At 58.2% G+C, this 16649-nt stretch carries 9 protein-coding genes; 5 read left to right on the plus strand and 4 right to left on the minus strand.

Translation table 11 applies throughout. The features are described from left to right. Positions 1-77 precede the first annotated feature (77 nt). Positions 78-3341, minus strand: coding sequence for a TonB-dependent receptor (locus M017_RS0103915; RefSeq protein WP_031495965.1), 3264 nt, complete (start codon positions 3339-3341; stop codon positions 78-80). Between the two features lie 154 nt (positions 3342-3495). After that, the gene (locus M017_RS26225) at positions 3496-7050 is read right to left on the minus strand and encodes an outer membrane beta-barrel protein (RefSeq protein ID WP_080507484.1); all 3555 of its coding nucleotides are present in this window, start codon (positions 7048-7050) and stop codon (positions 3496-3498) included. A gap of 237 nt (positions 7051-7287) precedes the next feature. Here M017_RS26225 and M017_RS0103925 point away from each other — a divergent pair, with 237 nt between their 5' ends. Genes M017_RS0103925 through M017_RS0103945 form a run of 5 tightly spaced genes read left to right on the plus strand, consistent with a single transcriptional unit; the run spans position 7288 to position 14370 of the window. Next, on the plus strand, positions 7288-8388 hold the full coding sequence (locus M017_RS0103925) for a zinc-binding dehydrogenase (protein WP_031495967.1): 1101 nt from the start codon (positions 7288-7290) through the stop codon (positions 8386-8388). 25 nt (positions 8389-8413) lie between these two features. Further along, a complete protein-coding gene (locus M017_RS0103930; RefSeq protein ID WP_238325803.1) occupies positions 8414-11275 on the plus strand; it encodes a DEAD/DEAH box helicase in 2862 nt (953 codons plus the stop codon). After that, on the plus strand, positions 11275-12048 hold the full coding sequence (locus M017_RS0103935; RefSeq protein WP_031495969.1) for an SWIM zinc finger family protein: 774 nt from the start codon (positions 11275-11277) through the stop codon (positions 12046-12048). The genes M017_RS0103930 and M017_RS0103935 overlap by 1 nt, the downstream gene beginning before the upstream one ends. Beyond that, entirely contained in the window at positions 12045-12782 is a 738-nt protein-coding gene (locus M017_RS0103940) for an SGNH/GDSL hydrolase family protein (protein WP_238325804.1), read from the plus strand. The genes M017_RS0103935 and M017_RS0103940 overlap by 4 nt, the downstream gene beginning before the upstream one ends. A gap of 43 nt (positions 12783-12825) precedes the next feature. Beyond that, positions 12826-14370 (plus strand): FAD-dependent oxidoreductase, encoded by a 1545-nt coding sequence (locus M017_RS0103945; RefSeq protein WP_080507485.1) that lies wholly within the window; start codon positions 12826-12828, stop codon positions 14368-14370. Here the strand turns inward: M017_RS0103945 and M017_RS0103950 are convergent. Together M017_RS0103950 and thrC are read right to left on the minus strand one after the other, a co-directional pair. Next, complete coding sequence (locus tag M017_RS0103950) at positions 14365-15324, minus strand: alpha/beta fold hydrolase (RefSeq protein ID WP_031495972.1); 960 nt, start codon at positions 15322-15324, stop codon at positions 14365-14367. The two genes, M017_RS0103945 and M017_RS0103950, sit on opposite strands and share 6 nt — an antisense overlap. Positions 15325-15329: 5 nt before the next feature. Then, positions 15330-16634, minus strand: a complete 1305-nt coding sequence (gene thrC / locus M017_RS0103955) for a threonine synthase (protein ID WP_031495973.1) — start codon at positions 16632-16634, stop codon at positions 15330-15332. Positions 16635-16649: the final 15 nt, after the last annotated feature.

The raw sequence follows: 16649 nt of genomic DNA on the forward strand, positions 1-16649 counted from the left end.
GAAGGCATCCAAAGAAAAACCCACCTCCCCATGCCTGAGCACGGAAAGGTGGGTCTGGGAAACGGAAACGTTTGCGGTTAGAACTGCAAACGCAAACCGAACCGCATCGAGCGCTGGTCATCGAGGGCGCTGGTGATCTGCATGAAATCACCGGCGTTGACGTTCGAGCTCGGGTTGTTGAAGTGAGGCGTGTTGGTGAGGTTGAAGGCTTCCGCACGGAACTGCAGGAGGAAGCGTTCGCTCAACTTGATGTTGCGAAACAGGCCGAGGTCGACGTTCACAACACCGGGACCACGGAGCGCATTGCGGCCCATGGAACCAAAGCGAGCGGTTGTCACACCGGCGAAAGCAGAGCGGTCATAGAACTCACCGGTGCCACCGTTCCTGACAACCTGCGACTTCACCTGCTCGGCAGTCTGGGTGTTACCCGGAGCATTCAGACCACCACCATCGGCGGTGACGGTGAAGGGGCGGCCGGAATAGGCGCCAAAGATGCTGTTCATCTGCCAGCCCTTGATCACGTTTGAGATGATCTTGCCACCAGCGCCAGACTGGCCGAAGGGCAGGTCATACACAGCGGCAAGTTGGAGATTGTGAGGCGTGTCGTAGCCAGAGAGCGCGCGGTTGCGCGGCAACTGGCTCGGCGTGTTGAAGAGGTACTGCGCCCAGCCGTCGTCGTCACTGACGTTGAAGGCTTTGGACCAGGTGTAGGCGGCCTTCAGGACAAGGCCCTTACCGGCATTGCGGGTGGCGGACATCTGGAGACCGTTGTAGTTCGTGTTCGCCTGACCATTCCAATACCAGGTGGTAGCGGTGCGGCCATAAGCAGCGTAGAACGGACGGCCGGTGTTGCCGCCGCCAGGAGCAGCCGCATTGGCGTCCCAATCGATAAAGCTACGGATGGTGTTGGTGCCAACATAGCCGATCGAGAAGAGAACCGAGGAGGGCAGCTTGCGCTCGAGGAAGAAGTTCCAGCTCTGGACATAACCGCGGGTAACAGCGTTGCCACTGATGGTGCGCATCTGAGCGGTGGGCGGCAGGGTGACAGCCGACTGGCTGAGATCGGGACCGGTGAAGGCGGGAATGCCGGCTTCCGTGGTGCCGTAGGGGATGTAAGCGTTGGGGGAGACGAACTCCTGCGCTACCGTCAGCGGATAGAAGCCGCGCAACGGACGGGCAAACGGCATCGGGTTGTAGGTGAGACCATAGCCGCTGCGGATGACCGTGTTGTCGTCGAGACGATAGGCAAAGCCAGCGCGGGGAGCAAAGAGCTTCTTGCTGGTGCTGATGCCGAGATCGGCAGGATTGCTGCCGCGGCCACCGAGCTGCACAAGATTCGTCTTCTCATCCCACTGTTCGATGCCGCCGTAACCGGAACGGGTGGCGAGCGGGTAGAGTTCGTAGCGCAGACCGAGGTTCACGGTCAGCTTCTTCGATACCTGCCAACGATCGCGGAAGAAGAAGCCGAGCTGGTAGTTAAAGCTCGTCATCTTCGACCACTGCAGCGACTTGCTGACGCTGTTCGGAAGGCCGAGATAGAACGAAGCCTGCGAATTGAACTGGCTGGTCGCACTGCCAGGGACTCCGGTGGTGGCCTGCGCGAAGTTGAAGCGTCCGCGCGGACCGGCGCCGAGTTCCGGCTGCCAATGGTTGAGCCAGTGGCGAACCCCTTCAAAACCAAAGCGCATGTCATGGTTGCCCTTGATCATGCTGAAGTTCTGGGTCATGGTGTAGGTGGTGTCGTTGTAGAAATAGGGGTTCCAGGTTTCCGGCAGTCCCAGATCGGTGTAGTTGGCAATCTGGAAGTTCGGGACACCGCTCTCGCGAGGGCTGGCGCCGTTGGTGCCAGGAATCTTCAGGACGTCAAGACCGACGTTCTTTCCATAACCGGTCGGGATCGAATCTGCACCCGTGCGGGTCCAGCCGATGGTCATGTCATAGAGGAAGGTCGGCGTGATCGTGTAGGTCTGGCCGATCGTGGCCAACTGTACGAGCTGGGAAGCATCGCCAACGCCAGAATCGCAACTGCAAGGACCACCAGCGTCACCAAAGGCCGAACGGCCGATGACGAGGGCGTCCATCGCGGCGTACTTGAAGAACATCGTGTGAGCCGCAGAGCGGTTCCAGTTCACCTTCATGTCGTAGTTGTCACGCGTGAGGTTCTGCGGGCCGGTAGCAAAGAAATTGTTCGCGATTCCGGGCAGATTTGCCGTGGGAAGCATGCCATACAATTGCTGCGTCACACGGCTCTGACGGTTGGCAGGAATGATGTTGTTCGGAAACGGTGTGCGGCCAGCTCCGGTCGCAACATTTCCAGTTGCAGGATCATAGATCACGGTCGGTGAAGCCATGAAGTTTCCAGCGCGCTGCTCCGCCGTCGGAACCGTCAGCAGCTTGCTGCGATTCAGGCGTTCGCGGGTACCTTCAAAGCTGCCAAAGAAGAACAGCTTGTTCTTGATGATCGGACCGCCAATGGTGCCGCCGCCAATGCTGACGAGGCTCTTGGGGAGCTTGGGACTCTTGAAGAATACGTTGCGGGCGCCCCAGGCGCTGTTCTCGTGGAACGCAAAGGCGCTGCCATGGAGCGAGTTGGTGCCGGACTTGGTCACCACCGTGGTGGCCGCGCCACCAGCCATGCCCTGTTCGGCATCGAAGCTGTTGGTCGAGATGTTGACGGTCTCGATCGTTTCAGCCGGAGCCACGTAGGCAGTGTGGTGGGGGAGCCAGATGTTGGTTGTAACGGCGCCGTCGAGCTTGGTGACGTTATTGTTCCGGTTGACACCATTGACGCTCGTGGTGAGCGAACGGCCAGGCGTTGAGCCGGCAGAATTCTGGAAACGGCCGGGAGTCGAGCCGGGCACCAGATTGATCAGGCTCTGGTAGTTGCGATAGCGCGGCAAAGGCATGTTGGTGACTTCTTTGGCGCCGATCTCAGAGTGGACGTCCGACTTGTCGGTCTGGAGTTGAGCCGTGGAAGCTTCTACCGTGATCTGGTCGGAAACTTCACCGATCTTCAAGCTGACATCGACACGAGCAATATTGTTAATGGAGATCACAATGCCCGAGCGAGTCAAACCTTGGAAGCCCGGCGCAACGATCTTGATGTCGTAGGTACCGGCGTTTACGTTCTGGAAGGAATAGCGGCCATTTCCTTCGCTCAGCGTGTCACGAGTGTAACCATTTTCACGGTCACTGATCGTGACTTTGGCACCGGCAATTACAGCACCGGTGGAATCTGTGATGTCGCCCAGAAGAGACCCGTATAGCGTCTGGGCGTGGGAGGGACTGGCAAGAAAAAGCGTCAAGCTGGCAAATGCCAGCAAGATGGTACTTCTAGTCATGTATTTTCCTTATGAAATTGTGTCGAGCAAACAGAGATCGACTGGCGCAGCGAGAGGCGTTCTAGGATTATTACATATCAATAGCTCATTCCCGCCAAGCACCAAAGGGCCACCCAAGACGGGTGGCCCTTCGATTTCGAGGATTGTTTTTGGATTAAAACTGGAAGCGGACCACGAGTTGCAGGATGCGCGGGTCGCGCGCGCCACTGACAGTCCCGAATCCATTTTTATCCCGTAAGGTCCCATCTGCATTAAAGGGCAGATTCGTGGGATTGGGGTTTGTAAGGCTGGCGAAGTTCAGCGTGCTGTTAATGCCATTGAACTGGGTGTGATTAAAGACATTGAAAGCATCGGCCCTGAGTTGCAGCCGGGTCCGTTCCGTAAACAGGAAAGTCTTCTGCAGCGTGAAGTCATAGTTCACAAAGCCGGGACGAATCAGGTAGCGCACCGGAGCGGTGAGGCCAATGGTACCCACCGGAGGGGTGGTGTAGGCGGCGGCGTTTAGACGCTTGTAGGGGTCCTGGCTGGTTCCGGTGAGCGGATTGCCAATCAGGTTGATGCGGGCGCCTTCGGTATAGGAACCCGTCAAGTTCTGATTGCCGACCCCGGAGATGCTCATGCCGACATCAAAAGGCTGGCCCGTCTGGGCGACGGTGATACCCGAAATCTGCCAGCCGTCGATGGCCGAGTGCAGCCAGGACTTGCTGGAGATGTAATGGCTGATCCCCGGAAGTTCGTAGACGTAGTTCACAGCGAGAGTCTGCGCCCGGTGGAAGTCAGCCAGACCATAGTTCGCCAGGCGATTGTTCGAGTCGATGCGGAAGAAGCTGCCATCCCCGCTAGCGGTGGTGAGGGCCTTGCTCCAGGTGTAAGCCAGACCAAAGAGGAATCCTTTGGAAAAGCGCTTGTTCAAACTGACCTGGAGCGAATTGTAGTTCGAGGTGCCGCCCATCTGGTGCAGATTGATGTTGCCGAAACCCTGGTAGGGCCGCAGGAAGTCCTGATTGTAGGCGTTGTTCCCCAGGATCGCGTTCGGAGTGGCCGCAACCTTAGTGGGGTCTTGGTTCTGAGGCAGGAAGGTCGCCCCATACGGAATCGCGTTGAGATTGAGGCGCTGCAACAGATGGTTCGAGATCGAACCGACATAGGAAGTATCGAGCACCATCCCAAACGGGACCCGGGCCTGGATGCCGACATTGAAGTTGTAGACCGTCGCGACTTTGCCGTCATAGCTGAAGGCATCGAGCGAAGGGGGCGCCAGCAGCGCGTTCTTCGAATCGATGTCCTTCAGGAAGCCGTTGAATAACGTCGGGGAGAAGGTCGTGGGCGGATTCTGGAGCATCGCAAACACCTCATTGCCCTGGAAGCGATCGTAGAACATGCCGCCACCACCGCGAAGCACCAGATTCTGCTTGCCCGTCAGGTCATAAGCAAAGCCAAAACGAGGAGCCCAGTGGATGCCGCGATTCTCCATGAGGTACTTGGAAACATCTTTACCTGCTTGTGCGACGCCATTGAGGATATTGCCAGAACCGGTGATGATACGGCCGACAGAGGAGACTGGATTCGTAGCTCCGGTGAGAGGATCCACGGCAATCTGCTGTCCGGCAGCATTCAGCGCCGGCTTCCACAAGCGCGAAGCTTTGGCTGGGTCGAAACGGTTGGGCAAGAAGGTGGAGGTCTGCAGTGCCGCGTCGAACTGCGGCTGGATCCAGTACAGACGAAGCCCGTAGTCGAGGGTCAGACGGCGATTGACCTTCCAGTTGTCCTGGATGTAGCCTTCGACGTTGGTATAGCGGTACATGCCGTTTGCATACTGCGAGGCTTGCTGGAAGGTCTGATAGACACCGACAGCCGCATTCGCATAGCCGTAGCCGGTGTCAAGCGGGTTGCTAGCCAGATCGCCGAAGTTATAGGTGCCATTGAAGGGCGCAAAGGAAGACTGATCCTTGCGGCTGCGCGAGAAGTAAATGCCGGTCTTGATGGTATGACCATTCCAGACCTTGCTGAGGTTGTCGATGAAGTCGATGGTGGTGTTGTAGTTGACGAAGGGCGCGTCCAACAAATTCCGGCTCGGGCTATTAGCCAGACGGCTGCCGCCAAACGCAAAGCTGGGAAGGTAGTCGCCCTGCACCGCGCTCGGATAGAGCTGAGGCAAGTCGGAGAGTCCGTTCTTCTTACGGGTCAGTCCGTCGCCGGCCCCATCAATGTTGATCTTGTTCTGGCCGACGCCGAAGGTCGCCTCATTGGTCATCGTCGGACTGATCAGCGTAGTGACGCTGAAGGCGGTGCTGCGCGCTGGACGCGCGTCAATGTGCTGGTTCGGACTCGCGTAGTTGCCATTCATCACGAAGGAGGCGTAGTTCGTGGTGATGACGTCGGTGTTGTTCACAAAGCGACCAAACATCTTCCACTTAGAACTGATGTTGTAGTCGACGCGCAGAGCATCTTCACGGCGCGGCTGCGTGTCGGAAACCTGCGACTGGAAGTTGAAGCCCTTATTTGTTGCGAGTTGGGCATTGGGCAGGGGATAGAAGTTCAGGATGGCAAGACCCGGAGCATAAAGGCGGCTCGCGGGAATCTTGCCGAGGACACCCCCATCGGCAAAGCATCCGCCAATCGAGGTGGAGTTGCAGGGCAGGCTGGAAAGCGGGTCCTTAATATACGGAAAGGGATTGCCATTGTTGTCGACGGTTTGCGAGAAGTCGCCCTTCCGCTCGAGCGCCGTAGGCATGGTGACATTGCGCGTGCTTTGGGGAACCAGTTGCTTTTGATATTCCTGGCTGAAAAAGAAGAACAGCTTGTCCTTGTTGCGGTTGAAAACCTTGGGAATAAAGACCGGACCGCCGATCGTGTATCCGGGATCGTTGTAGCGATACTTGTTGCGCTGAAGTCCATCGCGATTGTTCTTCCAGTTATTCGCATTGAGCCCTTCATGACGATGGAAGAGATAGGCACTGCCATGAAATTCGGAACTACCGCTCTTCGTCACAACGCTGATCTGTGCCCCCGAGGAGCGGCCATACTCCGCCTGGTAGTTGCTGGTCAGAATCTTGAACTCCTGTACGGAATCCAAGCTGATCGTGGCAAGTTGGCCGCCGTTGCTGCCCGTGTCCACATTGCCAATCCCGTCCAGAGTCAGATTGTTCTGACTGGTGCGGGCGCCATTCGCTGAGATCGAGCCCAGGCCGCCGCTGCCTGCCGTCTGGAGATTGACGGTGCTCACCACGCCAGGAGCAAGATTGACGAGAGCTAAGTATCCGCGGCCGTTGACCGCTACGTTTTGCAGTTGTTTTCCGACAATGGCGGAACCCCGCTCTGCGCTTTCTGTCTGCAATTCGAGAGCCTGCGCGGAGACCTCGATGGTTTGATCGATGGAACCAATCTCCGCAACGAAGGTAGGAAGCGCAAGCTTGTCATTGGCGTTGAGAGTGATGTTCTTTTGCTCAATCCGGCGGAAGCCAGGAGCCTGAACATGCAAAGTGTAGTTTCCGGGAGCAAGCTGCGGAAAGGAGAAGCGCCCGCTGGCATCCGTAGTGGCTTCGATCACAGACCGCTTGTCCTGATCTGTAATCGTGACCTTCGCATTAACTAGCGATGCGCTTTGGGCATCGGTAACGGTCCCGGAAATCGATCCGGATGCGGTCTGGGCAGAGAGTTCCGCTACACAGAGGAACGATAGGAACAACAAAATAGAGAGAGATTTCACGTGGCCCCCTTAAGGCTCAGCACACAAGAGTAGAGATTATAGATTTACTCTTTCCTGGTTATCAGGGGTAACTCTATTACTGTCGACCTCCAGAGACAAGAGCCGTGAACCGTTCCAGTGATATTAATTTGCGCTCATACTCGGGGAAAGATCGGCGAGTGACAATATTGAGGAGCATCAGAAACAGGGCTGGCTGGAGTTGGCCCGAAAGCTCGTTTGGAGGAATATCCCATCACCATGAAAATGTCGAAGGCTGCCGTCCTGCAGGAGTACCAGAAGCCACTACAAATCTGCGAATTCCCATTGAACGAAGAGTTGCAGCCCGGCGAGGCGCTGGCACGTGTCGAGATGGCTGGAATCTGTGGAACCGATGTCCACCTTTGGAAGGGGGAACTCCCCATCCCTGTCCCCGTCATTCTCGGCCATGAGAGTGCAGGCCGCATCGCAAAGCTGGGCGCAGGATTGGAACGGGATTGGACAGGGCAAGCCTTGCAGGAAGGCGATCGCGTGGTGTGGGCAAGCAGCATTGTTTGCGGAGAATGCTACTACTGCAGGATCAAGCGGACCCCCACTCGCTGCTTGAAGCGGAAGGCCTATGGAATCTCCTATTGCTCCAACGAGGCGCCTCATCTCCGCGGTGGCTATGCAGAATGGATTCTGCTACGCGCAGGAACTTCGATCTTCAAGCTTCCCGACAATTTGCCCTTTGAATCGATCGTCGGAGCTGGTTGTGCGCTGAATACGGCCCTCCATGGCGTAGAACGGATTGGATTGGAGATGGGCGACACCGTCGTCATCCAAGGAGCCGGACCCGTTGGACTGGCCGCGCTAGCGGTCGCAATCGAAAGCGGGGCAGCCAAAACGGTGGTCGTCGGGGGCCCGGCCCATCGCTTGCAGATGGCGCTGGAGTTCGGGGCGGATGCGGTAGTGAGCCTCGAAGAATTTCCAACCGCCGCCGTGCGGCTCGAGGAAGTCCGGCGGCATACCGGCGAGTTTGGCGCAGATGTTGTCCTCGAATGCGTCGGGCATCCGAGCGCGGTGCCCGAGGGGTTTGAGCTTTGCCGGGATGGCGGAAAGTATCTTGTGCTTGGGCAATATGCCAATGCGGGAAATGTCGAATTCAACCCTCACGTGATCACCAAGAAGCAGTTGACCGTGATGGGAAGTTGGGCATTTGAGCCCCGTCATGTCCTCGGTGCGATTCAATTTTTAGCACGGCCGCGCTGGAGGGAATTGTTCGCCAAGCAGGTGACCCATCGCTTTTCGCTCGACCAGGCCAGTGAAGCACTGGATACCGTACGGCGCCTCGAAGCAGGGAAAGCGGTGATTCTCCCTTAGTGTGGGTTACCATTCGGGATTGGCATTGCATTGTTCTGCGCTCGAAGGGCGCTTGTTTTTATGGACCGATGGCGAGACGGAAGAGTTCCGCGAAGCGCTGAAAAACATCGGCTTGGGGAAGGCTCACCTCGAAACCGCTTATGTGTCCATTCCGGACGCAGAGGGGCGTATTCTGCCCACGCAGAAGAGTGTTCTCCCGTTGGGGGTGGAAACTTGGCGGCGGCTGTGGGTCGACTGGCTGCAACCCCGCGAAGGGCTGGGCGAAAGCGCAGTCTACTGGGCCAACGCAACGCTTCTCGCCTGGCATTTGATGGAGAGAGGGGCGCATGTGCCAACAGTTCTCAAGAGCCGCGATGGGCTGGAGGGACGTTGGGCGGCACGCTGGATGGGCGAGGAGTACCAGAGCTTCCAAGCCATGGTCGACAGAATGCCCGATTCGGCCCGTGCCCTGTCTCTCAAAGCCGATCTCCTTCCTCGCAGCGACCGGGCCACACTACTCAATCAGGTGGTGAGCAGTGTCATCGACACGCAGGCTCGCCGGGTAGCCAGTAGCCTGGGCCAGCGTTTTCCCGCTTCCACGATCTATAGCAAATGGCAATCGGCACTCAGCCACCCCAGCGCCTTGCTGCAAGGAGATTCCGGCACTCTCGAGCGCTTCCACCAGGGGATTCTGGGCTGGCAGCAGAGTTTGGATCTCGAGAGCCGTTTTGGATACCGGCTCGCCTTTGCAGTAGAAGAACCAAAGAACGAAAGCCGCGATGGCTGGACGATCGTTCCCCTCGTGGAGGATCTGCTCGACCCCAACGTCAAAATTGAAATTGGACGCGTGGAAGAAGTAGAGATGCGCGGAGGCGAAAAGGCTGCAGAAGCTGCCTGGCGTTGCTTCGAGCAGGCCTCCGTCCTCTACCCCGCCCTGGTTAGCTTTGAGGACGGCGACGGACTCTATCTGCCCGGCGAAAGAGTCATCGATTTCCTCTCCCGTTTTGCCCCGCTGCTCGAGCAGTCGGGCTTCCACATCCTGAAGCCGGGCTGGTGGACCGAAGGCGATGGCCTGCGTGTTGCCGTCACCGGCGAATTGCATTCGGACAGCGCAGCGGTGGACAGCACCAATGCGATGAGTTCGAAGGTGCGCCTCGATTGGGCGGCACTGCTTGGCGACCAACCCGTCACGATCGAAGAACTCAACGAATTGGCCAAACACGCTGGTGAAATGCAGCAGGTGGGTGGCAAGTGGATGCGCATTGACCCGGTCAGCGTCCGCGAGGCCGTGAAGTTCCTCAAGGGAGGCGTCAAGAAGGAACTCAGTGCCCGCGACGCGCTCCGGGAAGTACTGGGCATGGGGTCCGCCGGACGTGGACTCGAGATCCGGGAAATCCGTACGGAAGGCTGGATCGGAGACTTGCTGCAGCGGCTGCGTGAGCCCGGCGAGATCAAAGAACTCGAGATGCCCGCCGGACTGAAAGGCGAACTGCGCCCTTACCAGCGGCGCGGCTTCTCCTGGCTGAACTTTGTGACCGGCTTCGGGCTGGGAGCCTGTCTGGCCGACGACATGGGCCTCGGCAAGTCGCTCCAACTGCTGGCGTTGCTGGCATTGCGGCGAGGAAGTGGCAGGCCGACGCTCCTCATCTGCCCCACTTCGGTCATCGGCAACTGGGAACGTGAAGCAGCAAAGTTCTTCCCTTCTCTGCAACTGATGGTGCATCACGGTGCGGCGCGAGCCAAAGGCCCAACCTTTGTGCGCGCCGCCAAACGGCACGATCTGGTCCTGAGTAGCTATAGCCTTGTGCATCGCGACATCGAAATTCTAAAGCAAGTGCCGTGGGATGGCGTGGTGCTGGATGAAGCGCAGAACATCAAGAATTTCGAGACCAAACAAGCCAAAGCAGCGCGTCAGATCGAGAGTTCTTACCGCGTGGCGCTGACAGGCACTCCAGTCGAGAATCATGTTGGAGACCTGTACTCGCTGATGGACTTCCTCAATCCCGGCCTGCTTGGCAGTGAACGGGACTTCCAGCAACGCTTCTTCAAGCCAATCCAGAATCATCACAATGAACGAGCGGCTAAACAGCTGAAGGGGTTGACCGCGCCCTTTGTACTCCGCCGCCTCAAAACAGATAAATCCATCATCTCGGACCTGCCCGAAAAGATGGAAATGAAGACCTACTGCAAGCTCACCAAGGAGCAAGCCAAGCTGTATGCGGACGTCGTCAGCGGCTGTTTTGGCGAAATGGATGGCAAGTCGTCCATGGAGCGCCGTGGCTTGATTCTTGCCACCATCTCGAGACTGAAGCAGGTTTGCAATCACCCCGCTCAAATCTTGAAAGAGCGTACCGACCTGGCCGGACGCAGCGGCAAGCTGAGCCGGCTCACCGAAATGCTCGAAGAGGTGCGCGAAGCCGGCGAAAAGGCGCTGATCTTCACGCAGTTCGCCGAGATGGGAGAGATTCTGGCTCTCCATTGCGAACAGGTATTTGGAAAGACGGTCTCGTTTCTGCATGGCGGCACCCGGCGTCTCGATCGGGAAAAGATGATTGCCGACTTCTCCAAGCCGGAAGGTGCAAGCCTGTTCGTGTTGTCACTCAAGGCAGGCGGTACGGGCCTGAACCTGGTGGCCGCCAATCATGTGTTTCATTTCGATCGCTGGTGGAATCCGGCCGTGGAGAATCAGGCGACCGATCGCGCTTTCCGCATCGGACAAAATAAGACGGTACAGGTACACAAGTTCGTTTGCATGGGAACGCTGGAGGAGCGGATCGATCAGATGGTGGAGGAGAAAAAGGCCTTGGTCAGCAAGGTAGTGGAAGCAGGCGAGGTCTGGCTGACCGAGCTGTCCAATCAGGAACTGCGCGAATTGTTCTCCCTCTCGCGTGAGGCGTGGGAAGACTAGTGCGGCTCCGAGGCAAAGCGGCGGCAGGCCCTGCAGTACCCGTTGGCGATCGTTGGATCGAATGGATCGAAGCGTTTCCGATGGGTCCGGAGCGCCATTCCAAAGGCAAGGCGTATGCCGAGAATGGAGCCGTTCTCAATCTCGAATCGACCCATGGCGTCGTCGAAGGTTCGGTCCTGGGCTCCCGGCCGGAGCCCTATCAGGTCAGTCTGGAATTCGCACCGGTCGATCGTGACCGCTGGGCAGAGCTGTGGAGGATTGCAGCCCCCGAAGACTTGAAGGCTTTTCAAAAAGGATTGCTCACTGCGGGCATGGAGCGCTCTTTTGAAGACGCCGGAATCAAGATCTTTCCGGAGCGCTACAAGGACGTGAAGCCGAATTGCGACTGCCCAGACTGGATGCGCCCCTGCAAGCACGCGCTGGCGGTGCTGCGCGTTCTGGGCGTGGAGATCGCCAGAAATCCGCTGGTTCTCACCAAGCTCCGTGGCGATGCCTCGGAGAGCACCGAAACCCCGGAAGTGTTGCCCGTTGAGGACGGCGAAGCATTACGCGCAGATCCTGCTGCATTTTGGGGCAGCGGCGCCGAATGGCAAACCCTACAGGACCAGTGGCTGGTGGGGGGCACAGGGTGGAGACTCCTCAAGCGATTGGGGCCGGTGGCAGTATATGGTGTGAGGATGGACCCCGATGTGATGTTCAAACCCGTCTATGACGGCGTCGCAGCCGAGGCCGCCGTATTGATGGAGCAGGTGAAAGGAAAGATGCAGAGATGATGAAGCCGTTGTTGGGATGGATTGTGGTGGGATGCTTGGGATTCGCGCAAGAGGCGCCAGATCCAGCCAAGGTACAGGCAGAATTGGCACGGGCGCAAAAGACGCTTCTCGATTGGCAGAATATCGGACGCTATAAGCAGGACAACGCAAAGCTGGGTGCGCCCAAGGCGGGCGAGAAGCGTGTTGTTTTTCTAGGAGATTCGATTACCGATGCCTGGGGCCGCCGCGGCGGGAAGTTCTGGCCCGATCTCCCTTATGTCAATCGTGGCATCAGCGGACAGACGACACCGCAAATGTTGATTCGATTCCGTCCCGACGTGATCGATCTGGGCGCCAAGATGGTGGTGATTCTGGCAGGCACCAACGACCTTGCCGGCAACACCGGGCCGATGACGCTGGAAGAGATCGAAGGCAACCTGCAATCGATGGCAGAACTGGCCGTTGCCAACAAAATCAAGGTAGTCATGTCGAGCGTGATGCCGGTCTGTGACTATCACCGCCCCCAAACCTCCCGCCGTCCCCCGGAGAAAATCATTGCGCTGAACGAATGGATCAAGGCCTATTGCGCCAAGAACAAGCACGTCTATCTCGACTACTACTCCGCAATGCTCGACGACGCGAAGATGCTGCGTAAAGAGCTCACCGCCGATGGCCTCCACCCGAATCCTGCCGGCTACGCCATCATGGAACCGCTCGCGGAAAAGGCCATTGCCGAGGCCTGGAAGAAACGCTAGCCTGCTGTAACCGGCTTCGCAGATCGGCTCTCTAAGAGTCAGCATGCGAGAATCCGGGACGAAATCTCTGTGGGTTGGGGACGGCACGCCCCGCCCCACAGCGCCGTTGCACAAGCACCTGAGCACACAGGTTTGTATTATTGGTGCGGGCATTGGAGGGTTGAGCACCGCTTATCTGCTGGCCAAAGAGGGCATTGAGGTGGTGGTGCTCGAGGCGCGTCAGGCCGGAGAGGGCGAAACCTTGCGGACGACGGCGCACCTGTCCAGCGCTCTCGATGATGGCTTTGCCGAACTGGAAAGACTCCACGGCGCAGAGGGCGTCAAGCTGGCCTACCAGAGCCATGTGGATGCAATCGATGAGATCGAGAGGATCATCAGCGCCGAAGGCATTGAGTGCGGCTTCACCAGACTGGATGGCTTCCTCTGCTTCCCTGTTCTCGATGCAGAGGGATTGTTTGACAAAGAAGTCCAGGCCGCAATGAAGGCGGGTGTCAGCTTTGAGGCCAGGAATCAAGCTCCGGAATCCTGGGGCAATATTGGTCCGGCGATGCGCTTCCCGCGCCAGGCCCAGTTCAATCCGGCAGCTTACTTGCAGGGCTTGGTCCAAGCGATTGAGAATCTGGGCGGCAAGATTTTCACGGGAACCCGGGTGACCAAGTTCAGCAGTGACAGCCGGACAGCCACCAGCGATCAAGGGTTCCAGGTGCGAGCCGCAGAGATGGTGGTGGCCACCGATTCGCCCATTGTCGATCGCCTCAAGATTCACACCAAGCAGGCCGCCTATCGCAGCTATGCGATTGCATTGGAGATTCCGGCAGGAGCCATCGAGCCGGCGCTCTACTGGGATACCGAGACTCCCTATCACTACGTTCGCCTGGATGAGAGCGGCAAGATCCTGATCGTTGGTGGAGAAGACCATAAGACCGGCCAGGACAATGACCCAGCCGCGCGTTTTGTTTCGCTCACGGCCTGGGCCCGCCGCAAGTTTCCGATGGCCGGAGCCCTCATCGCCCAGTGGTCTGGACAAGTGATGGAGCCCGTCGATGGGCTCGCCTTTCTGGGCCGCAATCCGGGCGACGACCACCTCTATGTGATTACAGGCGACTCCGGACACGGCATGACACACGGCACCCTGGGTGGCATGATCATCCGGGATCTCATGATGGGAAAGACAGACGGCTATCTGCGCCTCTATGACCCGGCCCGCACGAACCTCTCCGCTGCCGCAAAGTACCTCCAGGAGAATGCGAACGTCGCCGCACAGTTTGTAGATTGGGTTCGTTCCGGCGATTTGCAGAGCGAAGACGATCTGACACCAGGCGAAGGCGGCGTCCTGTTGGTGGGGCTGAACAAGTTGGCCCTCTATCGGGACAATCACGGCAAGATTGTGACCAGGACAGCCGTATGCCCGCACCTCGGTTGTATTGTGAACTGGAACAATGTTGAGAAGTCCTGGGATTGCCCTTGCCATGGCTCGCGATTTGATACCGATGGCCAAGTCCTGAATGGACCGTCCCTGAGCGAGCTGAAAACAGCGGACACGGATCTGCCCCCGATCGAACCCACCATGATCGGAACACCCTTATAGCGGGCGGTTGGGGTGTGCGGCGAGAAAGCGAATCATCGCCGGCCTGGTGATCTCCGGCTCTTCGAGAAAGGGGACATGAGCGGACTTCTCCAGTGCGAGAAACTCCGCTTGCGGCATCTCCTTGCGCAGTTCCACGCGATAGCGGAAAGGGACATCGCGATCAGCCTTCCCCCAAATGAGGAAGACCGGAATCTTCATCTTGCCCACTGCGGTGTAGCTCTGCACCCAATCGGCGGTTGCGTAATGCCGCAGCGTGGAGAGCAAGGCGCGACGGAAGCCGCGATAGCGCATTTGCGCTTTGTAGCGCTCGCTCCAGTCGGGAAACTTGCCAGGATCGACAAAGTCAGACAGTTGCGCGCGCGGCAAATTCGGCGTGATCTGCGTTGCAAAAAGATACTCCCCAATCACCGGAGTCCGCAGTTGCCAGGGCAGGCGGCCGCCATGCGAATAGCCGGGTCCGATCAGCGTCAGGCTGTTCACCCGGTCCGGGTGCTGCACGGCATAGTCCGCAAGGATTGGGCCGCCCATCGAGGCGCCAATCAGATCGACCTTCGATGAAATCTGCAACCTCGCAAGAAGTTCCGCGAGCTGCCGCACAAAAAGGGCGCCGTTGTAGTCGGCAAAGGGCCGGTCCGACTCCCCACGGCCATAGAGATCGTAGCGAAGCACGCGATAGCCCGCCTGCACCAGGGCCTCAAAGGTGCCATCCCAGAGGTAATAGGGCACCGAGAAGCCATGCACCAGCACGACAGTCTGCGCCGTCTCTGGCCCGGCAATCTCGTAATGCGTGACGCCGGACTGGGTCCGGAGGTACAGGCCCGGCGCCTTCAGCTTCTGGCGCTCTTCCTGATTCAATTCGGTCGTTTCGAGGTTCGTACTCTGGTAGCGATAGCTGAAATAAGCAACCGCGCAGAGCACCCCGAAAAAGAGCAGCAGAAAGAGACGCCGCAACATGGAGACTAGTCTCCCAGGAGCTTGGCGATCGCAGCAAAGTCGTTTGCGACAACGACCGGCGGGTTTGCATAGGTGCCGGTGAGCGCTTGCTCCTGCGGGTCCTTCAACTGATTGGTGTGGTAGCGGTAAATGTAGTCGGGGTCCTTCAGCACGTTGCCGGTCAGCACGGCGACGATCGACTCGTCTGCGCGGATCTTGCCAGCGGCCCGCAGCTTCTTGACCCCGGCCAGCGTCGTCGCGCTCGCCGGTTCGCAACCAATGCCGGAGCGGCCAATGACGGCCTTTGCGTCGGCAATCTCCTGCTCGGTGACACTCTCCACCACGCCCTCGGCACCGATGGTCTGCCAGGCTTTCGGCCAGGAGACCGGGTCGCCAATCTTAATGGCAGTGGCCAGCGTTTCGGGGTGCGTATTCGGCGTAAAACCATGCTCGTGAGGCGCCTTCATGAATTCATAGAAGGGGCTCGCACCCGCAGCCTGAATGACCGCGAACTTCGGCATCCGTGTGATAAAGCCTTGCTCGTACAACTCCCGCGCGCCCTTGCCGAAAGCGCTGATGTTGCCGAGATTGCCGCCGGGGACAACGATCCAATCGGGAACTTCCCAATCGAGCTGATCCAGCATTTCAATGACGATCGACTTCTGGCCTTCGATGCGGAAGGGATTCACGCTATTTAACAGATAAATCCCAAGCTTCTCCGCAAGAACACGAACCAAGGCCAGAATCTGATCGAAGTTCGCATCCACCTGCAAGGTCTTCGCACCATAATCCAGCGCCTGCCCCAGCTTGCCGAATGCGATGTTGCCGTTCGGGATCAGGATAATCGGTTCCAGCCCCGCCGACACCGCATAAGCGGCCATCGAAGCGCTGGTATTGCCCGTAGAGACGCAGGCCACACGCTTCATGCCCAGCCGGACGGCCTGTGAAGTGCCTGCCGTCATCCCGTTGTCCTTAAAACTGCCCGTCGGATTGAAGCCCTGGTGCTTGAATCGAATCCGATCGACGCTGGCATAGCTGGAGGCGAGCACGGTATCGAGAATCGGAGTGTTTCCCTCACGGAGGGTGATCACATGCCGATCCTCTTCAAGGAAAGGAAACATTTCGCGATAACGCCACACCCCGCTCTGGTCGATCGGGTGATTGCTCATTCTGCGCTCGCGCCAGACTTGCTTGAGCGTCCAGGCCTCCGGCGACGGCCCTTCATAACGAGTTTCGAGCAGCCCCCCGCACTTGGGACAGGTGTAGATCACTTCGGTGACGGGGTAAACGGCTCCGCAGACCGTGTTGAAGCAGGCTAAATACGCACGCATGTTAGATTCCCCATT

The organism is Bryobacter aggregatus MPL3 (assembly GCF_000702445.1).
Taxonomy (GTDB): Bacteria; Acidobacteriota; Terriglobia; order Bryobacterales; family Bryobacteraceae; genus Bryobacter; species Bryobacter aggregatus.